The sequence below is a fragment of the Stenotrophomonas sp. STK17_22 genome (assembly GCF_051983905.1).
Taxonomy (GTDB): Bacteria; Pseudomonadota; Gammaproteobacteria; order Xanthomonadales; family Xanthomonadaceae; genus Stenotrophomonas; species Stenotrophomonas maltophilia_A.
Genome location: NZ_CP197010.1, coordinates 2,477,775 through 2,503,186, shown reverse-complemented (window position 1 = coordinate 2,503,186; position 25,412 = coordinate 2,477,775). Strand labels below are relative to the sequence as shown.

The 25,412-nt window shown below is 60.3% G+C and carries 21 protein-coding genes; 4 read left to right on the top strand and 17 right to left on the bottom strand.

The genetic code is table 11. From position 1 onward, the window contains the following. Nucleotides 1–15: 15 nt before the first annotated feature. Nucleotides 16–984 carry an IS5 family transposase gene (locus tag ACSYS9_RS11610; protein ID WP_440569388.1) on the bottom strand — a complete coding sequence of 323 codons (969 nt, stop codon included), beginning with the start codon at nt 982–984 and terminating at the stop codon, nt 16–18. A gap of 294 nt (nt 985–1,278) precedes the next feature. On the opposite strand from ACSYS9_RS11610, the gene ACSYS9_RS11605 reads away from it, so the two are divergent. Continuing rightward, nucleotides 1,279–2,829: an EAL domain-containing protein gene (locus tag ACSYS9_RS11605; RefSeq protein WP_440569336.1), complete on the top strand. Its 1,551-nt coding sequence runs from the start codon at nt 1,279–1,281 to the stop codon at nt 2,827–2,829. A gap of 172 nt (nt 2,830–3,001) precedes the next feature. Here the strand turns inward: ACSYS9_RS11605 and ACSYS9_RS11600 are convergent, their stop codons facing one another. The 5 genes from ACSYS9_RS11600 to ACSYS9_RS11580 all read right to left on the bottom strand — a co-directional run bounded on the left by ACSYS9_RS11600 (nt 3,002) and on the right by ACSYS9_RS11580 (nt 9,057). After that, nucleotides 3,002–3,433 (bottom strand): BLUF domain-containing protein, encoded by a 432-nt coding sequence (locus tag ACSYS9_RS11600; protein ID WP_032966734.1) that lies wholly within the window; start codon nt 3,431–3,433, stop codon nt 3,002–3,004. 1,204 nt (nt 3,434–4,637) lie between these two features. After that, on the bottom strand, nt 4,638–6,215 hold the full coding sequence (locus tag ACSYS9_RS11595; RefSeq protein ID WP_099596060.1) for a PepSY-associated TM helix domain-containing protein: 1,578 nt from the start codon (nt 6,213–6,215) through the stop codon (nt 4,638–4,640). Between the two features lie 8 nt (nt 6,216–6,223). Beyond that, entirely contained in the window at nt 6,224–6,523 is a 300-nt protein-coding gene (locus ACSYS9_RS11590; RefSeq protein ID WP_099596061.1) for a hypothetical protein, read from the bottom strand. Beyond that, nucleotides 6,510–6,803, bottom strand: coding sequence for a hypothetical protein (locus ACSYS9_RS11585; protein WP_099596062.1), 294 nt, complete (start codon nt 6,801–6,803; stop codon nt 6,510–6,512). Before ACSYS9_RS11585 ends, ACSYS9_RS11590 begins: the two co-directional genes overlap by 14 nt. A 58-nt stretch (nt 6,804–6,861) precedes the next feature. Then, nucleotides 6,862–9,057, bottom strand: a complete 2,196-nt coding sequence (locus tag ACSYS9_RS11580; protein ID WP_180874485.1) for a TonB-dependent siderophore receptor — start codon at nt 9,055–9,057, stop codon at nt 6,862–6,864. 1,012 nt (nt 9,058–10,069) lie between these two features. Between ACSYS9_RS11580 and ACSYS9_RS11575 the strand changes: the two genes are divergently transcribed. Beyond that, nucleotides 10,070–10,372, top strand: coding sequence for a helix-turn-helix domain-containing protein (locus tag ACSYS9_RS11575; RefSeq protein WP_197603385.1), 303 nt, complete (start codon nt 10,070–10,072; stop codon nt 10,370–10,372). 233 nt (nt 10,373–10,605) lie between these two features. On the opposite strand, the gene ACSYS9_RS11570 is transcribed toward ACSYS9_RS11575, so the two are convergent. Beyond that, nucleotides 10,606–11,220, bottom strand: coding sequence for a flavodoxin family protein (locus ACSYS9_RS11570; RefSeq protein ID WP_414488682.1), 615 nt, complete (start codon nt 11,218–11,220; stop codon nt 10,606–10,608). A gap of 108 nt (nt 11,221–11,328) precedes the next feature. After that, nucleotides 11,329–12,369, bottom strand: a complete 1,041-nt coding sequence (locus ACSYS9_RS11565) for a lipid A deacylase LpxR family protein (protein ID WP_180874486.1) — start codon at nt 12,367–12,369, stop codon at nt 11,329–11,331. Between the two features lie 304 nt (nt 12,370–12,673). Between ACSYS9_RS11565 and ACSYS9_RS11560 the strand changes: the two genes are divergently transcribed. Further along, on the top strand, nt 12,674–13,642 hold the full coding sequence (locus ACSYS9_RS11560) for an IS5 family transposase (protein WP_440569388.1): 969 nt from the start codon (nt 12,674–12,676) through the stop codon (nt 13,640–13,642). Between the two features lie 425 nt (nt 13,643–14,067). Here the strand turns inward: ACSYS9_RS11560 and ACSYS9_RS11555 are convergent, their stop codons facing one another. The 7 genes from ACSYS9_RS11555 to ACSYS9_RS11525 form a co-directional block, all read right to left on the bottom strand. Continuing rightward, on the bottom strand, nt 14,068–14,811 hold the full coding sequence (locus ACSYS9_RS11555; protein WP_099596065.1) for a cation diffusion facilitator family transporter: 744 nt from the start codon (nt 14,809–14,811) through the stop codon (nt 14,068–14,070). Nucleotides 14,812–14,908: 97 nt separating this feature from the next. Next, the gene (gene gfa / locus ACSYS9_RS11550; RefSeq protein WP_005413334.1) at nt 14,909–15,484 is read right to left on the bottom strand and encodes an S-(hydroxymethyl)glutathione synthase; all 576 of its coding nucleotides are present in this window, start codon (nt 15,482–15,484) and stop codon (nt 14,909–14,911) included. 56 nt (nt 15,485–15,540) lie between these two features. Continuing rightward, the gene (locus ACSYS9_RS11545) at nt 15,541–16,650 is read right to left on the bottom strand and encodes an S-(hydroxymethyl)glutathione dehydrogenase/class III alcohol dehydrogenase (protein ID WP_005413335.1); all 1,110 of its coding nucleotides are present in this window, start codon (nt 16,648–16,650) and stop codon (nt 15,541–15,543) included. A gap of 265 nt (nt 16,651–16,915) precedes the next feature. Next, nucleotides 16,916–18,205 (bottom strand): NAD(P)/FAD-dependent oxidoreductase, encoded by a 1,290-nt coding sequence (locus tag ACSYS9_RS11540; protein WP_099596066.1) that lies wholly within the window; start codon nt 18,203–18,205, stop codon nt 16,916–16,918. A gap of 72 nt (nt 18,206–18,277) precedes the next feature. Next, nucleotides 18,278–19,150 (bottom strand): carbon-nitrogen hydrolase family protein, encoded by an 873-nt coding sequence (locus ACSYS9_RS11535; RefSeq protein ID WP_099596067.1) that lies wholly within the window; start codon nt 19,148–19,150, stop codon nt 18,278–18,280. Further along, on the bottom strand, nt 19,147–19,752 hold the full coding sequence (locus ACSYS9_RS11530; RefSeq protein WP_017354477.1) for a GNAT family N-acetyltransferase: 606 nt from the start codon (nt 19,750–19,752) through the stop codon (nt 19,147–19,149). Before ACSYS9_RS11530 ends, ACSYS9_RS11535 begins: the two co-directional genes overlap by 4 nt. A 1-nt stretch (nt 19,753) precedes the next feature. Next, a complete protein-coding gene (locus ACSYS9_RS11525) occupies nt 19,754–20,161 on the bottom strand; it encodes a ketosteroid isomerase-related protein (RefSeq protein WP_005413338.1) in 408 nt (135 codons plus the stop codon). A gap of 131 nt (nt 20,162–20,292) precedes the next feature. Here ACSYS9_RS11525 and ACSYS9_RS11520 point away from each other — a divergent pair, with 131 nt between their 5' ends. Next, nucleotides 20,293–21,252 (top strand): LysR family transcriptional regulator, encoded by a 960-nt coding sequence (locus tag ACSYS9_RS11520; RefSeq protein ID WP_032966742.1) that lies wholly within the window; start codon nt 20,293–20,295, stop codon nt 21,250–21,252. 85 nt (nt 21,253–21,337) lie between these two features. On the opposite strand, the gene ACSYS9_RS11515 is transcribed toward ACSYS9_RS11520, so the two are convergent. Together ACSYS9_RS11515 and ACSYS9_RS11510 are read right to left on the bottom strand one after the other, a co-directional pair. After that, nucleotides 21,338–23,989, bottom strand: coding sequence for an excinuclease ABC subunit UvrA (locus ACSYS9_RS11515; RefSeq protein WP_032967168.1), 2,652 nt, complete (start codon nt 23,987–23,989; stop codon nt 21,338–21,340). Nucleotides 23,990–24,030: 41 nt separating this feature from the next. Continuing rightward, the gene (locus tag ACSYS9_RS11510) at nt 24,031–25,359 is read right to left on the bottom strand and encodes a replication-associated recombination protein A (RefSeq protein ID WP_005413341.1); all 1,329 of its coding nucleotides are present in this window, start codon (nt 25,357–25,359) and stop codon (nt 24,031–24,033) included. Between the last annotated feature and the right edge of the window lie 53 nt (nt 25,360–25,412).

Sequence of the window (25,412 nt, the reverse complement as noted above, 5' to 3'; positions counted from 1 at the left end):
GTCCAACAGACGGATTTACCCCGTCGGCAGCAACAGACGTCGCCGCGCCATCCACAGATTCGACAGCGCGAACAGCGTCAGCACCTGCGCCGTGTTCTTCGCCAAGCCGCGGTAGCGCACCTTGGTGTAGCCGAACTGGCGCTTCACCACCCGGAACGGGTGCTCCACCTTCGCCCGCAGGCTGGCCTTGAAGTGCTCCCAGCGCTCGGCGTACTTGCGCTCGCGCTTGTTCTTCAGCGCTCGCAACTTCGAGGGCTTCTCCGCGATCCAGAACGCAGCCTCCACGTCTTGCAGCTCCTCGCGCTTGTCCGCGCCGGTGTAGCCGCTGTCGCCGCAGATCGTATCTTCCTTGCCGTGCAGCAGCTTGTGCACCTGCGTCACGTCATTCACGTTCGCCGCTGTGCACTCCACGTGATGCACCAGGCCCGATTCCTCGTCCACGCCAATGTGCGCCTTCATCCCGAAGTGCCACTGGTTGCCCTTCTTCGTCTGGTGCATCTCCGGGTCGCGCTTGCCGTCCCTGTTCTTGGTAGAGCTCGGTGCCGCAATGATCGTGGCATCGACGATCGTGCCGGCCTTCAAGCTCTGGCCCTTGCGCGCCAGGTGCGCGTTCACGCGCTCCAGGAGCTGCGGCGCCAGATCATGCGTCTCCAGCAGCCGGCGGAAGTTGAGGATCGTGGTCTCGTCCGGAATGTTGTCCAGCCCGCTCAGGCGGGCAAAGCGGCGCATCACCGGCATCTCGTACAGCGCCTCTTCCATGCCCGGGTCGCTCAGCGCGTACCACTGCTGCAGAAAGTGGATGCGCAGCATCGTCGCCAGCGCGTACGGTTGCCGGCCACGCTGGCCCATCTTCGGGTAGTGCGGTGCGATCAGCGCCAGCAATACGTTCCACGGCACCACCTGCTCCATCTCCGCCAGGAAGATCTCGCGTCGCGTCTTCTTCCGCTTGCCCGTGTGTTCCGCGTCCCCGAAGCTCAGCTGCATCGTCGTCATCCGTCGAACCTTGCGCTATTGTCGCCGAGGAATTGTTCAGAGCATCCCTAGGGGCGGAGTGTCCGCCAACTTCCACTAAAGCATGTCGGGGGCTGCAGGATGGTCTGATCGAAGGGTGGATGGCCGCCAGTCAAGACGAATACCGCGCAGATAAGCCATTCATATTGAACCATCCAGCAAGCGGAGTCGATCACTCCAGTTGTGTGACCAAATGCCGATAAAAGCGGGACAAGCAATGCGACTCTGACTCTGAGTTAGGTACAAATCCGTTTCAGGGGGAGCTGATTGACCGTCTCTGGCAACCGCGCGCGATTTCTGTTGACGATTCTGGGTTCTGCAGCGCTGTCCATGCTGGCGATGCTGATAGTTGCTCAAGCCGTCTTGTATGTTGAGGATAGTGAGTCCACAGAGACCATCGCTGAAGCGGTGGTAGCTCGAGCAGAGACTGTCTCTCGAGCCCGGCGAGTCGCTTCAGATGCAGCGTTGAAGTCTGCTGTCATTGCGTGCTCCGACGAAGACGTTCGAGCACTCAAGGAAATCGCATTCAACTCGAGCTATATGAGCGACGTGGGACGCATCCAGGAGGGCCACCTGCTGTGCAGTGCGCTCTGGGGAAGGATCGTTCCGTTCAAGCTTCCTGCGCCGCACTATTCATCGGGCGAGACCAAGCTATGGAATACGTCCGATCTCGTTGGCTCGCCTTACGGAGGCACCAACCTGATCGCCCAGGGCCGGACATTCACGGTGTCATCGCCCTCGTCCTTCGATGGTTTGGACCCCGCGAGAACCAGCACATTCACTGTCGAAACGCGTGATCGCTCCTATGTGTTCCGGAGTGTGGAGCCTGCAACGGACGCCAGTGAAGCCGCATCATCCGGCATACGGCTGAGCCGATGCAGCAACAAGGCAAACGTCTGTGCATTCGTATCACGGCCCCGGCGGGGCATCTGGGACCTTGTCCCCTCTCTTCTCTACACCATCATCGGCATAGGTGCCGCGCTTGGCGGTACCTTCTCGTACCTCCTGATACGCCGAAACAGGACTGCAAGGCAGACGCTCCAGCAGCGTTTCAGCCTTGCCATGCGCCGAAACGAGATAGAGTTGGTGTATCAGCCTCTATACACCGTTGTGGATAGGCGCCTTGTCGGGTTCGAAGTGCTAAGCCGCTGGAGCCCACTTGGCGAAGGTGAAATATCTCCAGGTATCTTCGTACCGATGGCCCGTCAACTTGGTCTGAGTTCAGATCTTTTCCGGTACGTGTTGTCGAAGGCGCTGAGAGAGATGGCACCGGCCCTCGCAGGCGCGAATGCACCATACCTAAGCATAAACGCTGAGCCCGTTGACATGGCTTCGGAGGACACCGTTCGTTTCGTCGTAAGCGTCACGCAGCAGGCCAGTGTTCTACCGGATCAGGTCAGAATCGAGATCACCGAACGTGAGGAACTGGTCTGCCCTGGCGTAACCGCGCACATGGCAGCGTTGGCAGCATTGGGATTCCGATTCCTCATTGATGACTTCGGCACTGGCAGCTCCAACTTCTCACACTTTGCCCAATCCCCCTTCATCGGCATCAAGATTGACCGCATGTTCGTATCGGCCATAACCGAGGAATCACCCTTGCGTCCGGTGTTGCCGGGCATGTACCAGATCGCTCGCCAGCTCGGCCTGGAGGTGATCGTGGAAGGAGTGGAGACTGCAGAGCAGGATGCATTGCTGCAGCAGATCGCGCCTTCTGCAGTAGGCCAAGGATGGCTCTACGGCATGCCCGTCCCGGCTGAAGCCGCCGCTCTTCTCGCCAAATCACACAATGGCGACGAGCCATTCACTGACCCGTGAATGGCACCTGTTCCACTATGTACCCGCGCCGAGGAATGGCGCAGCAAGACGAAAGACCACTGTTACATGCACGAGCCTTCCCCACTCAGTGCAACCGAACGGTTGATGGTGTTCACACCCATCGCTGTTGACGCCCCGAAAGGGCATCGTCGTGATCGGATCTGAGTCGAACCTATGCGGCTTGCACGTAGGGGGCTACAGCTGCGGCCAGCACATCAATTCCCCACACCGATCCAGCAATTTCCTCAGGCTCACTCTTCTTGAAGCGCGACCAATCGGCCCTTGCCAGCTTGCCCACGAGCAGCTGATCGGCGGGAAGCCGATGCATTGACCAATAGGGGAACTGCCTCGTAGATACGCGGCCTCTCGCCAGTTCTACGACGCCCGTGTGGCTCGTAGATTGCAGCACGCGCTCATAGACGCTGGCAACCCCATCTTCCGGGCCTTCAAAGTACTGCACGAATCTAGCTCCGTCGTACAGCAGAACTCCCGTCACGCCTGCAACTTTGTTGAACCTCGCAGCATCGGCTACGAGCGCTTCTAGCTGATCAATCGAAAGACCTTCAACTGCTTCGCTTGCGTATACAACGGCCCGAATGGGCATGGTCTTTGCCTTGAAAGAGGGCCACATCGGCACCTATTCACACTCTACCACTCGGCACAAGTAGGGGCCGGGATGCGCATTCTTAACTCTTCAGAATCTGCTGCTCCCATCAACGAACCTAACGCCCGAGCAAGCCGCATTATGGGCGCCCCACGTTCAGGACTTCGTTCATCTTCATGCGCGACATCGGACAGTTCTATGTAACAAGCGTCGAAGGAGTGACCCGTGCAGATGGCACCTTGCTTCAGGTAACCCGCATTGATTGCTCCTGCTTGAAATGCTCACGGCAGTTCAGAGCGACCCCCGGGCATGGACTGGTTGACCTCAATGGTGCTGCAGCTCTCGACTGCCCTGGCTGCGGGAACCACCAGTCGGTCAGTCGCGCCAGGCTTGAGGAATTCAGCTCACAGGGCAGCGAGTAGGCGGCGTCGCTACCGCGCCTCAACATCACACCCACGTTCCCGATATCTCCCTAGCCGTATCTTTCCGCAATAGACCCACTTTGATGCTCCGATGAGTCACACCGGCATATTCAAGATCACCGATCTCACCTATAGGCTTGGCGCAGAGGGCGGCCTGGCCCGTGCCCTGCAGATTGAAGCCACCTGCACTGCCTGCGGGGCAGCCGGCGTGTGGAACGAGCAAGAGATGGAGCATGTCAGAGGAGGAACCGTGTTGTCCTGCCACGCCTGCGGAAAGCGACAAGCAATTAGCAACGCCCGCCTGATTGGATGTCCATCAGATATCCGTCACCCCCGAAACTGAACGAGATGTAGTTCACATTTCCCATCGCCTGGCGCGACAATCGTGATAGGGGCCTGTCGGCCCCGCCACGGGGAGTGGAGCCATGTTCAAGCGAGGGGAAGACGCGTTCCTGGTGCTGGAGCTACGCGTAAGGGAGTGCGAGCGCCGTATAGCAAAGTCCGATGGCCGAACCAGGGCATTGGAATGCGCCATACGGGCGGTTGTCGACAATGTTTCTAATCCCTCGGCCTTGCGTGCCGCGTGGGCGCAATTGATTCCGATGGCCCTGGAGAACCACGCCGAAGAGCGTGGAGAAGCGGCCAATGACTACGTCGATGGTCTACGCCAAGGCCTTAAGTTCGTTACTGAGCAGATTGACGCGGCCGCAGAACGGCCCTGCCCTCCTCGGAGATAGTTCCGAAGGTCGATCTAATCCTCGGCTACCTGATCGCGCCCTACCCTAGGCAGAATTCCCTTCGGTGGCCCAAACGCTGTCCTTGTGGCCGACCTTTGCGCGCTTCCTGGATTTCCTCGCCAGTTGCCAGAGGATGGCAGCAGCGACAAACGCGGTCGCGTCCACGGCCACCCCCGCACTTGAATGGTTCCAGGTGCCGGGGACGCCGGCTAAAGCCGCAAGGCTGCCGACCGGGATCAGTGCCGTCACTACGGCGCCAACGTACAGCAGCTCATAGGCGGAGCGCGCGGCCCCACGCACGAATGCCCAGGCCACTGCCAGTAGGAAGGCCGCATAGTAGATGCCTTCGTGCCATGCCGGGACATTGGCAACCAGCCCAGGAAGCCACTTGGTAGCTGCCAGTGTTGCCGAGATGCCGATGACACAGCCCAGGGACACACCGATGGTCAGCGATCCCAGCACCCGAGTGGATCGCTTCTGCTCCGGCAGGTTGGCATCGCGCTGCTTCTTGCGTCGTGACTCGATCCACAGCAGGTTGCCGGTGTAGAACACGATCGCACCGCCAAGCCCAAGGAGCAGGTACATCCAGCGCACTGGGTTGCCGCCAAAGCTGCCGAAGTGAAGCATGAAGAAGGCATTGACCGCCGTATCCCAGCCACCCATGTGTCCTGGCAGGTCATGTGTGTCCACCGCGCCAGTGTATGGATCGAGATGGGTGCTCATGTAGGTGCGGGCACGGGTCCCGTAGCGGATATCCAGACCGGTGACACGCCCCTCGACCACACCGGCCTTCTGCTGGAAGCCCAGGCTGTAGACCTCAAAACCAGGCAGCTGTGCCTTTACCTTTTCCAGCAGTGCCGGAGCAGGCAGAGGCTGAGCGCCCGGAGCGGGCCCGGCGTCGTGCTCTTCGCCCCATTGGATGCCGTTTGGATAGATCACCTTGTCCTGGATGTCGTAGATCTGATCGTGGAAAGCGAATACCACGCAGGTCACGGCCATGATCAGGTGGAACGGCAGGCTGACAATGCCCAGCGCGTTGTGCACATCCAGCCACATGCGCTTGATGTTCTTGCCTACCCTTACGGCGAAGAAGTCTTTCACCAGCGTTGGCAGCAGCACGATGACGCCGGAGATCAATGCCACGGCATACATCAGCGCAATGATGCCCATGATGGGGCGCGAAACCGCATCCGGGAACGGCAGGCCGACGAACTGGTGCAAGGTATCAACAAGCTGCGCCACGGGTGCCTTGCGTAGCTGCTCCACCTGAAGCCGCCCTTCCGCGTCGAAGCTTGCGCCAAATTCGGTGAACTGCCGCGGCTTGTCGCCACGGACTCGCCAGATCACCCGGGCAGGTGCCTCCGGCGAGGTCTGCACCATCACGCTGTAGTTCTTTGCCGCCTCGGGGTGCGCCTTGAGCACCGCGGCCAACAGGTCAGGTGCTCGTTCCATCGGGACCGGCGCAGACAGCGCAGACGGTGGTGTTGCCCATCTTTCCAGCGGCTTCTCGAACATGGTGATCGAGCCGGCATAGAAGGCAACGAACAGCATCAGGCCAGCAAGGATGCCGACCCAGATGTGCACGTCCTTGTAGACCTTGATGATGTCGTTGCGGATATTCATGCGAGGTCTCAGCCCAGATGGCTTCGCGCCAGCCAGAGCGCGCCAAAGGCCACAGCGTTGGCAGCACCCAGCCACAGCCAGGCGCGTGCGCTGCTACGGAAAAGGAAAACGAATGACAGGATGGGGGCCCACAGCAGCGCAACCAGCCACATGTTGAACTGGGCTTTGCCGCCGCCGCCATCAATGCCGCCGGGCCCGAACCAGGCGAAGAGGCCGGACAAGGCCAGGGAGAGCCCGAAACCCAGCAGTACGCCGGCGCAGGTCTTTCCGAGCCAGTGCCGGCTCTGCAGCTTGTCAGGGCTGGCCATGGGCACCTCCACGCTGTCGAGCGCGCCAGACGCCCAGGAAGGGCGCGGCCGACCAGACCAGCATCAGAATCGTCAGCCAGGTGAAGAAGGCCGCACCGCTTCCCATCAAGGACAGGAACATGGCCAGCGAGACCAGCGACAAGGTGCTGCCGGGAATCCATTTCCCACGGACAGGCCAGGGGCCAGCGTGCCGCCACTGCTGTTTCGGCGACGCCAGATAGAACAGCCATGCCCCAACCACACCCGCGGCTGAAGCCAGCACTGCCATCACGACCGACATTCTGGAAGTCTCATTTGGAGGCCCCGTGACCTGGCTGGCCGGTCACGGGGCAGAAGGGTTACCAGGTGAACCGGGCGGTGGCCGTGACGGTGCGTCCCGTGCCGAAGAAGCATGAGGAGACACCGCTGCACGTGGTCACGAATCGCTTGTCGGTCAGGTTGCTGACGTTCAGTGCGAACTGCGTGCCCACACTTCCGATCGCACCGACGTCATAACGGATAGCTGCATCCCACATCGTGTAGGACGGAATCAGGTAGACGTTGGCGCTGTCGCCATAGCTTTCGCCGTTGTAGCGGACGCCTGCGGCAAGGCTCAGGCCTGCGAGCGCCCCACCCTGGAAGGTGTAGTCGCCCCACAGCGCGGCGGTCCAGTCGGGGACCATCGCCAACTGCTTGCCCCGGTAGCCGTTGTTGCTCTTGGTGACTTCCGAGTCCATCCATGATGCGGCGCCGATCACGCTGAAGCCATCGAGGGGGGTGATGCGGCCTTCCAGCTCTACGCCACGTACGCGGCCTTCGCCGTCCTGCACCTGGCACTGGCTGGACCCAGTCGTGCCGCAGGTGTTGTGGTTGGGATCGGGGTCGTTGGTCAGGATGTTCTGCTGGCGCAGATCGTAGGCTGAAAGCGTGATCAGGCCATCGAATCCAGACGGCTGATATTTCACGCCCATTTCCCACTGCTTGCCGGTGATCGGGTCGAACGGGGTCCGGTCGAACGATTGGGTAGCCGTGCTGCCTGCCGGCTGGAACGACTCCGCATAGCTCAGATATGGCGTCAGTCCGTTGTCAGCCACGAACAGGATGCCCGCGTTGCCGCTGAAGGCCTCGTTCTTGATACGGCTCGGCGCGCGTGCGCCGTAGCGATCGGTGGCCACGGTGTACGACTGCGTCCAGGTGTCGTCCTTGGTCCAGTCGTAACGGCCGCCCACGGTGAAGCGCCACTTCTCCAGTGCGATCTGATCCTGCAGGTAGGCACCGGTCTGGCGGTTGACGCCTCCCGAGTAGCTGATGCTGTTGGTCACCGGAACATAGCCGGTGTAGACCGGATTGAAGATGTCGATTGGCGCCGGATCACGCATCGCGCCACGCGCCGCATCCCAATCGGCCTTCTGCCAGTCCACGCCCACCAGCAAAGTGTGTTCAGCCGAGCCGGTCTGGAACTTGCCGGTAACGCGAGTGTCGATGGTGTCGCCTTGAGAGTCCCCCTCGCCCCACGTGGCGCGCCGCTTCTGGGTGCGGCCATCCGGGTTCAGCCCACCATTGGTCACCACGGTGCGGAAGGTCGATTCCACGTTCGTGCGGCGAGCGCCCTGGCTCAGGGTCCAGTTCTCGTTGAAGGCATGCTCGAACAGCCAGCCGGCCGTCCAGATCGTGCGGTCGTAGGTGTTCCAGTTCGGTTCGCCAATGAAGGTCGTGTTCTTCATGCGCCCATAGGGGGTGGCCTTGAGCGTTCCGTCCATCGGCAGGAACTGGTAGGTCGAGCCACCGTCGTCGCGCTGGTAAAGGCCCAGCACCGTCAGTCGCGTGCGCTCGGCCATCTGGAAGGTGTAGCTGGGGGCCAGGAACCAGTGCTCCTGCTGGGTGTGCTTGATCTGGGTGTCACCGTCGCGATACAGGCCTACCAGGCGCCCGAGGTGACGCTTGTCGTCGGATGCCGCGCCTAGGTCGAACGCGCTGCTGTACTGACCGTTCCCGTCCAGACCCAACTGCAGCACCTGCTGCTGGTCAGGTGTCGGCGTCTTGCTGACCTGGTTGACCATGCCACCCGGAGCCACCTGGCCATACATGACGGCCGACGGTCCCTTCAGCACCTCGACTCGGTCCAGGTTCCAGCTGTCCACCATGGTCCGGTTCCACTGGCCACCCTGCGGCGCCCGCATGCCGTCGATGGTGACGTTGTTGCTCCAGCTGCCGGCATCGAAGCCACGGATGCGGAAGTCGTCGACGCGGTTGTCGATGCCGCCGCTTTCCAGGACAACGCCGGCCACATAGCGCATTGCCTCGTTGAGGTTCTGCACACCACGCGCGTCGAGCTCCTCGCGGGCAATGACCGAGACCGATTTGGCCATCTCCGCGACCGGCGTGTCGGTCTTGGTAGCGCCAGAGGTGTGGGTGGTTGTGCGATACGCGTTGACCCGCACCGCATCAAGCGTGGTGGCGCTGCCATCGGGTGTGTGTGGTGACGAATCTTCAGCGTGCCCAACCAGCGGCAACGCCAGCATCAGGGCAACGGAAGTGGACAACAGGGTGCGCATGGGCACTCGGGAGGTAAGGGTGATCTTGGACATTGGAGGGCCTACGGTAGGAAGTGCGCCCTAGGCGGCAGCTGCGGCGGCGTTAATTTCGCGTTAAATAATACCAAATGCAAATCGTTCGCACTAGCATCCGGATTCACCTCACCCTTCTCGCGCTCTCCGCTCCTTCGCCCCGGATCGAACCGCGGCGCACCAGCAAGTGCGCGAGGACGCTTCCAACTACCCCGGCTTAGCTACGCCCTTCTCCGTACCGGGGTGCCCAATATGTCCACAACGACGGCCACCAACACAACGAAGCTCAGCACTGAACTTGCCGACGGCTGCAATCTGGCCGTGGTCATCAATGTCCGGGCCCTGCAGTTGCGGGGCTGCGCTGTCTCCGAGCAAATGACCGGGAACTGGTACTCGTAGCTTTGCCAACGCCTGGGCCCTACGTTCGCAACTGCCTGCATTGATTCCCTTTTCGGATCGCGGCGGGCAGGATTGGGGCAATGAGCTTCTCCAGCTTCTGCAGTCCTGCGGATTGGTCCAAAGCATGAGCCGCTTCGCAAATGCTGGCCCAATGCAGTTGCAGAGAGCTTCATGGGCACCCTTAAGACGGAAAAGGCTGCCGATCCGCACTCCCCCGAGAGCGAGCCAGTCAATCCACCGCGGCCTACCCAAGGCCTCTACAATCCACCGGCTGGTCTGTCGGGTGCCAATCCCCCAACACCCATACTTCCGGGCTCATGGTCGTTGCCTTAAGTTGCTTCATGGCGTCCGTTCTGAGGGAGCACGGTCACGTCGCCATGGCGAAGCAACCACCTGTCGCTGCCGCGATCATGCAGCCTACTCAGTACCCGTTGATGTCGAACATCATGGATGCATTTCCAAGTCAGCTACGGTGGAGCAAGCTTGTGTCCTATGTTCCTTAGGGAATTGACTTATGTGGTGCGCCCGGCGGGTAGCTGTCGTGTTGTCTGGTCTAATGCCTTCCTAGGCTAGGACCCTACCCCATCGGAGAAACAGCCCCATGACCACTACGTCCCCTCCTCGCTTGCTGACAGCCACAGAAGTTGGCGTCTGCATCCGCCAGCTCCGTGAGCAGCGCCGCTGGTCACAGGAGCAACTGGCTGAGATAGCAGGACTGAATGTGCGCGCCATTCAGCGGGTTGAACAGGGCAAATCGGCCAGTTTCGACATTCGACGCGCGTTAGCTCACGCCCCTGAACTCAGCGACATCGACGCAATCAGTAAGCCCTTCCGGCTGCCCACGACCGAGGAACTGCAGGCGATGCAGGCACAGGTCGAGGACCGAGTTCGCCACTCTGATTGACTAATATCATGAGTACCGCGACTGCCAAGACTTGTACTCGGAAACCGAGAGGCTCGTTGTCTAACGGACGGCTCGACAATCGCGAATGAAACCACCTCACGAAACTCTCGGGACGGCCCTGGGCAGTTGACGAGCGTGCAGCAAGGGTTGACGCGGCGATTGGCATAGCGCTAACCAAAGCGAGGGGTGCCGACTAAACGCAGCACTGGCCGTGGGCATTCATGGTTGGTCGGTCACATGAGATCCGTAATTCTGAGATCATCTGGGTCCGATCTTCTGAACCAGGCACGCTTGCGCGCCAAAGGCCGATGCTCGAATGATCGCGCACCTCGTCGAACTATCTCTCGCCCAAGGAGCTCAATAGCTGACTGCTTCCATGATCCTCTGGATGTAGTGACTAGTACGACCTTTTTCCCAGGGAACATGTTGCTCCTAACAAACTCCCAAGCCGGCGGCGCTGGGCAACCACGCCAGATGGGTGTTCCCAAATAGATAGCGTCATAGGGAGCTAGATCCATCCACGCGGGATTTATCCACGCGTCATCAAGCCCCCCATCAGCCATAGCATTCACCCACCCGGCCAAGCCTAATGAGTAGTCAAATGCTTCGACAGCACGCAAATCGGCGTGTAACTCGTTCGCCAGATAACTAGAGGCTAAGGCGGTGTGCCCAGAGCGAGAGTAGTAGACCACCAGGGCATCGGGTAAAGGAGATCTCGATGGGGCCGGCGCCTTTAGCTTCTGAAGTTTCTCCAACCTTCGTCGCGCTGCCCACACGACACAGCATTCAATCGCCTTGATCCCAGCGGCAAGCGCGACGATGACTACGACGAGCTTGGTGATTAGCATCATTCAGTACTCTCCATCATGCACTCCCGCGTTACTTCTGTAGTCGCTCTGCGAGGTACTGCACTCAATGACATTGCATGGTCGAACACCCGCGATCGTCGCCATCTACTATAGTGAGCGGCTAATAGTGAAGCTTCCGAACACCGGCGACTGGCGCTGGCCATCGAATTCGCGGGTGCTGTGGTAACGCGCCATCGCGAATTTCCAGCGCCCGCGCATCACGGCGATGCCGTAGCCGCCCTGGGCCACCACGTGGCGCTTGTCCACGCTGTGGCTGCTGCGGAACGTGTTGCCGTCCAGGGTGATGTCGCGGATCATCCACGCCGCGTCGGTGGTCACGAACAGGTGCCACGACCAGCCACTGGGGCGGCCACCGCGGGTCGGTGCGGTGTTCTCACCGGCCGGGCGCAGCGGCGTGCTGCCGAAGTCGTCGGGCAGCTTCCAGCCGAAGCGCACTTCGCCACCGGCGTTGGCCTTGGTTTCCAGGTTGCCGATCGCACCGCCATAATGACTGATCGCATCCCAGCCCCAGCCGCCGGCATTGACGCTGGCATCGCCCGGCCAGCGGCGCATGCGCTCGTGGGTCAGCATGAACACCGGCTCGTTGCGCAGCTGGTTGTCCCAACCCTTGAACTTCTCGTCCCCCAGCGCGTCGTGCACGGCGTTCTGCACCTGCCTGCCCTGGGCCCAGGGCCCGACCACACCCACGGCCAGCTGGGTGGTCTGCAGGCGGTCGCCGCTGCGTGCGTTGAAGCCGAAGCTGGCCAGCAGCACGCCGGCATACGGCCGGTCATCCTCGATCAGGTCGCGGCGGGTCGGGTCGGTGGGGGTGAAGATGGCCTGGCCGATGCTGAAGATCATGTTCTGCTGCTCGAACCTGCCGGGGTGCAGGCCTTCCAGGTACTGGTTCACCCAGCGCGCCATGCGCGGCAGGCACGGGTCGGCGGTGTAGTCGACCAGGTTCGGCGAGACCAGGGTCAGCTGCGCGCCGTTGGTATAGCCCTGGTCTTGGTGGCGGCCACCGAACAGGTCGTTGTCGACGCGGAAGCTGATCTGCGGCGGGTGGTCGCGCATCGCGTCCGGACCACATTGTTCGGCCGCCTGGGCCACCGGGGCTCGGGCAGCGGCCAGGAACACGAGTGCCGCCATCACAGACAACCGACTAAGCGCCAGTCTTTTCATGGGCTTGCTGCCATTTGACTCAATGTGAGGTTCAATTGAAGATCTAATGCGCTGTCGCAGTAGACCCGGAGGAAGGGGTTTGAGCCATACACCAGGCCATCAGCCGGCCGCACGCCAATTGCTTTCAAAGGCGGCGAATCCCTGCAGCAGTATCTAGCGCTCTTGGGCTCGCCCAGACGTTCGCCTGAGCAAGAGATCGTCCAGGCCCTCCCTAAGGATGCTCTGAACAATTCCTCGGCGACAATAGCGCAAGGTTCGACGGATGACGACGATGCAGCTGAGCTTCGGGGACGCGGAACACACGGGCAAGCGGAAGAAGACGCGACGCGAGATCTTCCTGGCGGAGATGGAGCAGGTGGTGCCGTGGAACGTATTGCTGGCGCTGATCGCACCGCACTACCCGAAGATGGGCCAGCGTGGCCGGCAACCGTACGCGCTGGCGACGATGCTGCGCATCCACTTTCTGCAGCAGTGGTACGCGCTGAGCGACCCGGGCATGGAAGAGGCGCTGTACGAGATGCCGGTGATGCGCCGCTTTGCCCGCCTGAGCGGGCTGGACAACATTCCGGACGAGACCACGATCCTCAACTTCCGCCGGCTGCTGGAGACGCATGATCTGGCGCCGCAGCTCCTGGAGCGCGTGAACGCGCACCTGGCGCGCAAGGGCCAGAGCTTGAAGGCCGGCACGATCGTCGATGCCACGATCATTGCGGCACCGAGCTCTACCAAGAACAGGGACGGCAAGCGCGACCCGGAGATGCACCAGACGAAGAAGGGCAACCAGTGGCACTTCGGGATGAAGGCGCACATTGGCGTGGACGAGGAATCGGGCCTGGTGCATCACGTGGAGTGCACAGCGGCGAACGTGAATGACGTGACGCAGGTGCACAAGCTGCTGCACGGCAAGGAAGATACGATCTGCGGCGACAGCGGCTACACCGGCGCGGACAAGCGCGAGGAGCTGCAAGACGTGGAGGCTGCGTTCTGGATCGCGGAGAAGCCCTCGAAGTTGCGAGCGCTGAAGAACAAGCGCGAGCGCAAGTACGCCGAGCGCTGGGAGCACTTCAAGGCCAGCCTGCGGGCGAAGGTGGAGCACCCGTTCCGGGTGGTGAAGCGCCAGTTCGGCTACACCAAGGTGCGCTACCGCGGCTTGGCGAAGAACACGGCGCAGGTGCTGACGCTGTTCGCGCTGTCGAATCTGTGGATGGCGCGGCGACGTCTGTTGCTGCCGACGGGGTAAATCCGTCTGTTGGACGGGGAAACCCGTCGAAAAGCGTCAGAAACGGCGCAAAATCGATCATATCGAGGTCGACTTGGCGCCTTGACGCTGAAATCCAAGTATCAGAGCGCTTTGATCAGACCTTCCCTAAGTGCCGCAACAGCCGGCGCCCCAGGTGCTGACCTAGACTGAAGGGCACGTCACCTCGCTGCGAAGCAACGTCAGCCGCTCAAGATGGACGTTTCAGAATCACAGTCAGTTTGTTGATCTCTGACTGAGAGAATGGCCACCCCGCCAGCAACTCCGCATCATGTGAGGTGGGGCATATGCGCTCGGCGGGCTCGCCAGATGCGTCCAGGAATGACTCCGGTCGCAGCGAGTTTTGTGGAAGGCTCCCAATCGCAGGGCTAGCCTCCGTGCTGAGTACGGAGGCACCACCGCACTAGCTACTTACGCCGACCTGTCCACGCCGAAATGGAGCTACGAAGCAATCTAATGGCCCAGACTGCGACAACCGACGCGCCGATGAGGCCTGTGACTGAGTCCAGCCATGTCACGTCCCAGATCATCCCCACGACAAGTGCAGTAATTGCGAGTGCCGTTACAGCGGTGTCCGTAGCGACGTGAAGATAGGCCGCACGAAGATTGGGACTCCTGCGCGCACCGGGCCCCTTCTCGTCAGCATGGCGCTCATGCGGAACGTGGCAGTGATCAACCGCAGCACCTTCGCGATGGTAGGCAGAATGTAGCCACCGCGCTGAGAATATATTTGTAATCAAACCCGCAACGGCGATGGCAAGCGCTTCTGAGTACTGAACAGCCTCTGGCGCATGGAGACGCTCCGTCGATTCATAGGCCATCGAAGCGGCAATCCAAAGCATGATCATCGCGCTTACGCTCGCCGCGATGAGCTCAACCGCTAGCACCCGAGCCGCGCGCTCTGGGCGGCTCTGATTCCGCTCAGCGTACCAAGCGATAGAAAGTGCGAACAGGAGTACCAGCACGTGAGAGCTCATGTGCCAGCCATCTGCGAGAAGAGCCATCGAGTTGAAGGCCCATCCTCCAGCAATTTCGACGGACATCATGACCGCAGTGAGAGTCGCGGCCTTCGTAATTGCCCGTGCGTTGCCGGTGCTCTGTACGCCCTGCAGAGTCCGCTCGTGCATTGCGTTGGGGGGAAGCAAGGACATGGTCGAAGACTCCAGGCTCTGAGCGAAAATGTATACGCCGGTGGCGTACTGTCAGGAAGTACCGCCCCTTGCATGCAAGGGGCGGCATTTACACTACTTATGAGAGAACGCCGCTGAGTCGTGCAGCATGCGCGGACAGCGCATCCATGAGCGGCGGGTTCAATACGTCGTACGGCTCCAGGGACAGAGCCTTCAGGCGGCTACGGACGCCGTCCATCTGTTCCGGCCTTGCGCCGCCGCCTTCGATGATCGAAGACACGAATGCGGCGAAGCGCGGTTCTTCCCAGCCCTTCTGTTCGGACAGTTCAACGTGAATGAAGTCCAGGCCGTAGAAGGCATGGGACTTGTTCTCGATGCGGCCAAACATGTGGACACCGCAGTCCTTGCACGCGTGGCGCTGGATGGTCGCAGCCGGATCGACAATCGCCAGCTTGTCGGCGTTCGCCGTGATCGAAACGGTATCGCGGGGAACGACACCGACCACGGAGAAGATGGCGCCTTCCGGCTTCCAGCACTTGGTGCAACCACAGGCGTGGTTGTGGGCCACATTGCTTGCGACGGAGATCTCAACCGGCTTGTCAGAGCACAGGCACTTCAGCGTTCCGCCCTTGAAGCCGGCGGTTCCGGCAACGACGCCGGAATCGACCGAGGGATGGATAGTTTGGTGTTGCATGGACTTAAACTCCTATTGTTGGAAGTGCAGCACCGGTTGCCCGGTGCTGCGGTGCATCAGTAGTTGATGACAGTACGAATGGACTTGCCTTCGTGCATGAGTTCGAAGGCTTCGTTGATTGCTTCCAGGCCCATCGTATGGGTCACGAACGGAGCCAGATCGATCTCACCCCGCATGGCGTCTTCGACCATGCCAGGCAGCTGGCTACGGCCCTTCACACCACCGAAGGCGCTGCCAATCCAGCGACGACCGGTCACGAGCTGGAACGGACGGGTGGAGATCTCCTGACCAGCACCGGCCACACCGATGACAACGCTCTGGCCCCAGCCGCGGTGTGCACACTCCAGCGCCGAACGCATCACATTGACGTTGCCGATGCACTCGAAGCTGTGATCGACGCCCCAGCCGGTCATCTCAACGATGACTTCTTGAACCGGACGGTCGTAATCCTTCGGGTTCACGAATTCGGTTGCGCCGAACTGCTTGGCCAACTCGAACTTGGACGGGTTGGTGTCCACTGCGATGATGCGACCAGCCTTCGCCTGACGAGCACCCTGGATCACCGCCAGGCCGATGCCACCGAGGCCGAACACGGCCACGCTGTCACCTTCCTGCACCTTGGCCGTGTTGTGCACCGCACCAATGCCAGTGGTGACACCGCAACCGAGCAGGCAGACGTGCTCCGGATTCGCTTCCGGATTGATCTTGGCCAGAGAGACTTCGGCCACGACGGTGTACTCGCTGAAGGTCGAGCAACCCATGTAGTGATACAGCGGCTGGCCGTTGTAGCTGAAGCGGCTGGTGCCATCAGGCATCACACCCTTACCCTGGGTGGCGCGTACGGCAACGCACAGGTTGGTCTTGCCGCTCTTGCAGAACAGACACTCACCGCATTCTGCGGTGTACAGCGGGATGACGTGATCGCCGGGCTTCACACTGGTCACGCCCTCGCCCACTTCGACAACGATGCCGGCGCCTTCATGGCCCAGCACCACCGGGAACAGGCCTTCAGGGTCATTGCCCGACAGGGTGAATGCGTCGGTATGGCAGACACCAGTGCTGGTGATCTTCACCAGTACTTCGCCCTTCTTCGGCGGAGCAACATCGATTTCGACGATCTCGAGCGGTTGACCGGGACCGAATGCAACGGCTGCACGGGATTTCATGTGAGTTCTCCTTGGGTGTAACGAGATAAGTGCGACAACGGTCTTTGGGGCGAGCTTGATCAGTGGTACATCGGGCGCGCCGCCCCTGGCGCCGGCTCTAGAACGCGTTTCAATCAGGTCGAATGCGCCTACAGCATTCTTCTTGGCGAGCTGTTGGGACCAAGTATTGGACTTCGATGGATTGCTGTATATGGAACAGATTGGATTTCATAATTCCTTGCGTTGGAATTATTGACTCGCAGCTCCGCCCCTCAGCTCGTCCGCATCAATGCAACTTGAGGCGAGGCTCCGTACTCCGTCCCAATGCGTCTGCCAGCATGCGCGCAACCACACGGCGTGTACCGAACAGGCTCCTCTGGTGCATGCGATACAGTGAGATGTAGAACATCCTGGCCAGCCAGCCCTCGACCTTGAATGACCCCATGAGGTTGCCCATCAGCGTGCCAACGGCACCCTCCCTCGACAGGGACACCAGCGATCCATAGTCTCGATAGGTGAAGCTGGGCAGTGGGCGTCCCTCGATACGGCGGGTAATTGCCAGCGCAAGGAAGTGAGCCTGCTGATGAGCGGCCTGTGCCCTTGGAGGCACGTTTGTACCGCTGCGTCCATTCGGGCAGGCTGCACAATCCCCGAATGCGAAGATGTTCGGATCCTGCGTTGTCTGCAGCGTTTCAGATACCTCGAGCTGGTTGATGCGATTGGTCTTGAGGTTCCCGAGGGATGCAAGGAAGACGGGAGCACGGATGCCCGCCGCCCATACCTTCAGCCTCGCAGCAACCTTGATGCCATTGGCGAGTTGCAGGCCCTCTTCATCCACCAGGGTGACAGCCGAGCCACACATGACACGAACGCCTTCATGTACAAGTCGCTCGGCTACCGGCAGGCTCACGCGCTCTGGCAGAGCTGGCAGCACTCGCGGACCAGCCTCGATAAGCGTGATCTTCAGATTCTCGGGAGAGATCTTGTCCAGCCCATAAGCGCTAAATTGCCTCGCAGCATCACGCAACTCGGCAGCCAGCTCGACACCGGTGGCACCGGCGCCGACGATCGCAACCTCCAGTGTTTCTGACTTGCCACGCGCTTGCGCGCCCATGTACTCGCTCAGCAGCCGCTTCTGGAAAGCAATGGCGGCATCGGGATCGTCCAGGAACAGGCAATGATCCGCTGCACCGGGAGTTCCAAAGTCGTTCGTTCCGCTACCCACGCTGATCACCAGGGTGTCGTAGGAGATCGAGCGACGGGGCGCAATAACGTTGCCCTCCTCATCGTACAGTGGGGCAAGCTCGATCTTTCTGGACTTCTGATCCAAACCCGTCATCCGCCCCAACTGAAACTGGAAGTGATTCCAGCTAGCCTGGGCGAGATAGTTGAGCTCACTTTCTGCGGCATCCAACGCGCCTGAGGCAACCTCGTGAAGAAGTGGCTTCCACAGATGCGTCATCCGAGCATCGACAAGAGTGACTTTTGCTCGCCCTGAGCGCCCGAGCTTCCGGCCCAGCTGCGTAGCCAGCTCCAGCCCTCCGGCCCCACCACCAACAATGACAATACGATGCATTTTGATTCCCCAGGTATTTGAGTTGCCAGCGACGCCCACGAGCACTTCATGGCCCAGGCATCTAGACGTTGGTTAGTTCAGGACCTCAACGGAATGGAAGCGGAGCTGACCATCCCAATCCTTGTCGACGGCTACCTGCGCTCGTGCACGGCTTGCCTCGAGCGCTGCGAAGTCAATGTCAGCAATCGCCCACTCCTGATCGTCGGAGGTCGCTGCGAGCACGCCGTCACTGGGGAAGCCATGGTCCATCGGTGAGAGGATCATTGCCTCACCGGTGTTGACATCAAGCGCTTCACTCCAGTCGGCGACGCCAGCGGTGACCGCCTTTGCCACGAACATCCGATTCTCAAGCGCTCGCGCTCGGCACCCAACATCGACACGGGTGGCACCGGCGTCGGTGTCGGTGCAACTTGGCACCAACAGCAAGCGCACCCCTGCCTCCTGCTGGAGGCGAACAGGAAGCGGAAATTCGCTGTCATAGCAAACCGCAATCCCGACACGCTTTCCGTCCTGCTCAAACGCCGCGATGCGATCGCCAGGCTCGATGACAACTGCCTGCTTCTCGAAGCCAGTAAGCTGAAGCTTGTCCTGCCATCCGCTGCGACCATCAGCTGTGAACCACCAGGCACGGTTGCGATACATCCCATGGGATGTTGCGGTGAGGATCGTTCCTGCCTGGATGGTCATTCCCAGTTCGACAGCCAAGGTGCTATAGAGCTCACACCATGCGCTCTGATAGATCTGGAGCGACTCCAGGGTGGACCTCAGGCTAAGCTGAAGAGCTTCTGGAAGAGTCGAACCCAGTTCCAGCGACAGGTATTCCGGAAGTACTGCAAGCTCAACTCCTTGTTCCCGTGCGTCATTCAGAATTCGGCGCTGGCGCGCAGCGAACTCGGCAAAGGTCTTCGGACGACCGATCACGTACTTAGCTGCTGCAATCTTCATGTAACGTCCTCCAAGGAACGGAGCCAAAGTGAAAGTGTCTGCTCGGTTTCGTGCGTGGCCCCATGCTGCCGCCAAGGAAGAGCGACCTTCATCGCGCTCTGTTGTGCATACCCACGGCGAGTCCAGAAGCCTTCATTGCTTCGATATCCAGGTGGCCTAAGCGGATCAGTCTCCGACCGAACCACCGACGCGAAAGAAGACCACTTGAAGCCCTTTCGTCGGGCTTGCTCCTCTCTTCGATCAAAGAAGACGTGGCCCAAGCCAGCTCCTCTGTACTCCGGCCTCAGTACGGACTCCCCGCAGTAGAAGACTTCTTCTGGCCGGGGACCGTGCTCCTGGAAGGGACGAATGAAAGCGGCATCGGCGCTCAACAAAGGAAGGCCAGTCGATGCACCTACAACGTCCCTTCCATCCCTGGCCAGGACAACGATGCCCCCGTCAGACGTCGCATAGTTGCGGAGGTAGTGACGCTCATAGTCCATGTCTCCTTCGTACAGGTAGGGATAGCTACTGAATATCTCGATCCGCAGCTGAGCGACGCGATCGAGCCAGTCCTCGATTTCGGTGCCGACCAGTACCTCTACTCGCACGTTGGTAGCCATTTCAGGGCGCCTTGTGGACCTGGGAAATCCAGTCCTCCAGGTTGTAGTAGTTGGTAACGCGCGCAATCTTTCCATCACGGATGTCAAAGAACGCGCCACCGGGAAGAACATAGATCTGCCCTGCCGCTGCAGGGAGACCTTCGTCCGTGTGGTGGTAGAGTCCGTGCACCACGTACTCCGCGCCGGCACGCGCACCATCGCTGCTGTACATCACCACGATGTCGTGAAGCTGCTCGCTGTAGCAGGAATCCATGCGGCTCAGGAACGCGCGGAATGCGTCGATCCCTACTTCGCGATTCCCCTGATTTAGATCGTGCACAACGTCATCAGTGAGCATCGAGAGCATCGCGTCGCGATCACCGCGGTTGAATGCCTGGTAGTACTCTTCGATGTAGTTGAACTTGCTCATCAGGTTCTCCGGTCAGGTGAGGGTGTGGAGGAATTCTGGAGATCTGAAGAATTGTTGTATATGGAATTGATAGGATTTCATAATTCCCTGAAATGGAATAATATGAGCCCAACGACCACGGGGGCCTTGAGATGAACAGCGAGCTGGATCTTCTAAAGACGTTTAGGGCCGCGGCTGAGGCGCCGAGCTTTCGTGAGGCCGCTGTTCGACTGGGAAGCTCTCCTCAGGCCATCACCCGAGCGATACAGGCCCTTGAAAGTCATTACGGGGAGCTGTTGTTCCACCGAAGCACACGCCAGGTTCGCATCACGGCCTTTGGGGAGGATCTCTTACATCAGCTGCGGCCGGCGCTTGAGGGCCTAGACAAGCTGTGGCGCCCGCGAACCAAGGCGACGGCCTCACAGATTGTGGGCACAGTCCGAATTAGTGCCCCTCACAGCATGGGCTCCAGGGCAGTTCTTGCCGCCTTGGATACAGTGACCCAAAGTCACCCGGGAATTGTCTTGGACGTTCGCTTAAGCGATCGGGTTGCAGACGCTGTCGATGAAGGGATCGATGTCGGAATCCGCGTCGGCTTCATGCGTGATAGCAGATTCATTGCGAAGAAGGCAGGAGAGATGCGACTGCACATCGTTGGCTCCCCCGCACTTGTAGAGAGAATCGGAGCACCAGCGGAGACTAGCGAGCTCTCGCGGTTTCCACTGGTTGCGTCGGTGGACATCAATACAGGCAGGCCCTGGCCCTGGTACCTGGCTGGAGGCGTACAGGTGGCGCCGACAGCACCGGCCTTCATTGCAGACAATGCCGACATGGAGATGGCAGGGGTCATTGCGGGCTTGGGGTTTGCCCAACTTGCTGATTACATGGCTGCCCCACTCATTCAGTCAGGTGTTCTGCAGCGTGTGATGGAAGAATTCGATCCTGCCCCGTGGGGCTTGTACGTCTATCGGCCACAACGCGGCCCAGTCTCACCTCGCGTCAGAGTAGTTTTCGATGCACTCCATTCCGCCGTCGGAGCACTACCGAGCCTTATGCAGATGACGCCCTCCCCCACCTCGGCCCTAACGCCATCCAAAGCAGGGAAGCGCTAACGCCGAGTCGCTTGGCCTCTCTCTGATACGGGATCTGGCCACCATGAGCGCCAGGGACGCTCATGGTGGCCAAAAGAGCGTCGGGTCAACCCGCGCGGGCGAGTTCCTCAGCCAAGAAGGGGGCGGTGCGGCTTCTCTTCACGCGAGCGACCTGTTTTGGAGTTCCTGCCGCCACGATCTGCCCGCCCGCATCACCGGCACCTGGACCCACGTCGATTACCCAATCCGCCTGAGCAACGGCGCGCATGTCGTGCTCGATCATGACCACCGTATTGCCGGAATCAACGAGCCGCTGGAGCTGCACAAGCAGCCTATCCGCGTCCGAGGCATGGAGGCCCGTAGTAGGTTCATCCAGGACATACAGTGTCCGCCCGCGCTGGCTCCGTTGAAGCTCTGTGGCCAGCTTGATTCGCTGCGCTTCACCACCCGATAGCTCGGTAGCCGGCTGGCCCAGTCGAAGGTATCCAAGGCCGATCTCCTTCAGCAACTGAAGTGGGCGAGCGATCGCGTCCTCATCGCCAAAGAATTCACGTGCATCCTCGACAGTCATCCGCAGAACGTCTGCAATGTTCTTACCGTTCCAAAGCACCTTCAGCGTAGCCTCGTTGTATCGCGCACCGTGGCACGTTGGGCACGGTGCATAGACGCTAGGCATAAACAGCAGCTCGACGCTCACGAATCCCTCCCCTTCGCACGTCTCACAACGTCCCTTGGCCACGTTGAAGGAGAATCGACCTGCGTCGTAACGTCGACGCCGCGCATCTGGTGTTGCGGCAAACAGCTTTCGAACATGATCGAAAAGGCCGGTGTAAGTCGCGAGATTCGATCGCGGCGTCCGTCCGATTGGCTTCTGATCAACCTGGACGAGACGCTGAATAGCATCGACATCTCCGCCGAGGTGTCCCCCTGTCGTCTCGATGACGGTTGGCCCGTCTGCTGCCCCCGTTTCCACCGCGTCGTCCTCAGGCTCGTGCCCAAGTTGAAGCATCATCAGCTCCGGCAACGCCTGGGCGACGAGGCTGGACTTGCCCGATCCCGAAATCCCGGTCACCGCGGTGAGGATGCCCAAAGGTATCTTTGCATCAATGCGCTTCAGGTTGTGACGCTGGATGCCCTGAAGTTCCAGCCAACCACTCGCTTGACGCTCTTGGCCACTAGGGGGCGGGACCTTGTCAAAGAGGTACAACGCGGTACGTGACTCGTCGATGTCACGAAGACCATCCGGCTCTCCACTGTAGAGCACTTTGCCGCCCCGCTCTCCCGCCTCAGGCCCAACATCCACCAACCACTGGGCACGGCGCATCAGCTCCAGATCGTGCTCCACAACAAATACGGAATTACCACCGTCGCGGAGGCGGTCCAAGGCGTCATAGAGAGCCTGGCTGTCGGAGGGATGAAGGCCTGCCGACGGCTCGTCCAACACGTACACCACGCCAAAGAGCAGCGAGCTCAACTGCGTGGCGAGTCTCAATCGCTGCAACTCGCCAGCGGACAATGTCGGCGTAGCGCGATCCAAAGTTAGATAACCAAGCCCAAGGCCACGCAACTGACTGATTCGGCTCATCACTCCACTAGCGAGGCGCTGCGCGGCCAGGCGCTTCTCTTCCGACAGCGCTGAGGTGCGGCGGACGTCAGGAGACACCGCGTGGACCGCCCGCCCACTGGCCGCCCTATCGGCGCGATCACGACGGGTGGCCTCCTTGTTCGCCTTCCCCCCGCCAGCATGAGCACTGAAGTCTCCTCGAGAAATGGGCTCGAGCAGGGACGCCAGTTGGTCAAGAGGCATCTGCATGAATTGACCAATGTCCACACCCGCAAATGTCACTGACAGCGACTCTGCCTTAAGGCGCTTGCCATGGCAGGTGGGACAAAGCTTTCCCTCCATGTATCGCGATACGCGGCGCCTCATCAGGGCACTTTGCGTGTTAGCAAACGTGTGCAGGACATACCTACGGGCGCCAGTGAAGGTTCCCATGTAGCTTGGCTCAGTCTTACGCTTCAGGGCCGCACGCGTCTCCGCTGGCGTGAACCCAGCATAGACCGGCACAGTGGGCGACTCCTCGGTAAACAGAATCCAATCGCGGTCCTTCTTGGGAAGGTCCTTCCAAGGTCTATCAATGTCGTAGCCCAGCGTCACCAGAATGTCGCGAAGGTTCTGCCCGTGCCATGCAGGTGGCCACGAAGCAATGGCACGCTCACGGATGCTCAGCTTTGGATCCGGCACCATGAGGGCCTCTGTCACCTCGTACACATGGCCAAGGCCATGGCAGGTCGCGCATGCGCCCTGGGGAGTATTGGGTGAGAAGTCCTCGGCATAGAGCATAGGCTGATCAGCCGGATATGCTCCCGCGCGGGAATACATCATACGAATGAGGCTGGATAGCGTGGTGACGCTACCCACCGAAGATCGCGCATTGCTGGCACCACGCTGCTGCTGCAGTGCTACCGCTGGCGGGAGTCCATCGATGGAGTCAACATCAGGGACGCCTGCTTGATCGATTAGGCGTCGAGCATAGGGAGCAACGGACTCAAAGTACCTCCTTTGAGCTTCCGCATAGATTGTCCCGAATGCAAGAGATGACTTCCCGGAACCGGATACACCGGAAAAGACGACCAGTGCGTTGCGAGGAATTGAGACATCAACGTCTCTAAGGTTGTTCTCACGCGCACCGCGCACCTCTACAAGGCCGCTTGCTGCGACACTGCAGGAAGCTTCACCGAATGTGGCGTTTGGCATGTGCATGTCTCTGTAGGTTGTAGACGTTAAGTTCAGCTGGATCACTGGCCCGAAGAGGGATCGGCTTCGGTTTGCGATGCCTCTTCATCCAAGGCTCGCTGCCATGCCTGTCTCTCAGCCAAGGCGCGCTCAGCTCCCCGATCAGTGGGCCGATACCAGTTCGGCCTCTCCACACCCTCCGGCAGGTACGTCTGTCCAGCTGCGTAGCCGTCTGGCTCATGATGCGCGTAGCGATATGCTTGTCGATACCCCATCTGCCTCATAAGCTTCGCTGGAGCATTCCGAAGATGCATGGGAACTGGTAATGATCCGTGCTCCTTGACGAAGGCCCTTGCTAGATCCCAAGCCGCATAGGACGCATTCGACTTGGGGGAGAGCGCCAGATAGGTCGCAGCCTGGGCCAAGACAATTTCACCTTCAGGAGAGCCAAGTCGCTCATACGCCTGCGCAGCGTGGATGGCCAAGTGCAGAGCGCCCGGATCAGCATTTCCGATATCTTCGCTTGCCATAACAATCATTCGACGTGTGACCTGGCTCACGTCCCCGCCCCCATCCAGGATGCGCGCTAGCCAGTAGAGGGAGGCGTCGGGATCAGAGCCACGCAGTGATTTGTGAAACGCGGAGAGCTGCCAATAGAACTCGTCCCCACCCTTATCGAATCGACGCAGTGACGGGCTGGTGGAGCGCTTGGCAAACTCAAGATCCACCTCTTCCACCCGCTTCTCAGAGGCCGCAGTTGAGACCTGCTCGAGAAGATTCAGGAATCTGCGGCCATCACCATCAGCGAAGCCCTTCAGCAGCTGCAATGCGGGATCGGAGAGGTCAACGCCTCGCAAGTGAGGTCTGGCGCGTTCGTAGAGCTTCTCAAGATCTGCGTCAGACAGAGGCTCAAGTGTGTACACCTGCGCGCGCGAAAGCAGCGCCGAGTTAACGGCCAGTCCTGGATGCTCTGTGGTGCCGCCCACCAGCGTGAGTAGCCCTGATTCAACGTGAGGTAGCAGCGCATCCTGCTGGGCCTTGTTGAACCGGTGAATTTCGTCGACGAAAAGTACCGTGGAGCGACCGCGTACGTCGAGTTCGGCCCGCGCATCATCAATGGCCTGCCTGATGTCCTTTACCCCGGCGAGTACGGCGGAGATCGCAATGAAGTGACTGTCAGTCACCATCGCTGCGAGGCGCCCCAGGGTGGTCTTACCGACGCCCGGGGGCCCCCACATGATGAAGGAGTGCAGACTTCTTGCTTCAAAGGCAAGACGCAAAGGCTTCCCCGGCCCCAGCAGGTGCTGCTGCCCAACAAACTCGTCGAGAGACTTCGGTCGTAGCAGTTCGGCCAGGGGTGCCCTTGGTTTCGCTGTGAATAGATCTGCCAAGGTGTTCTCCTTCGGGAGGTCAGTTGCGAGTATGCATTCGGAGCTTCTTGGCC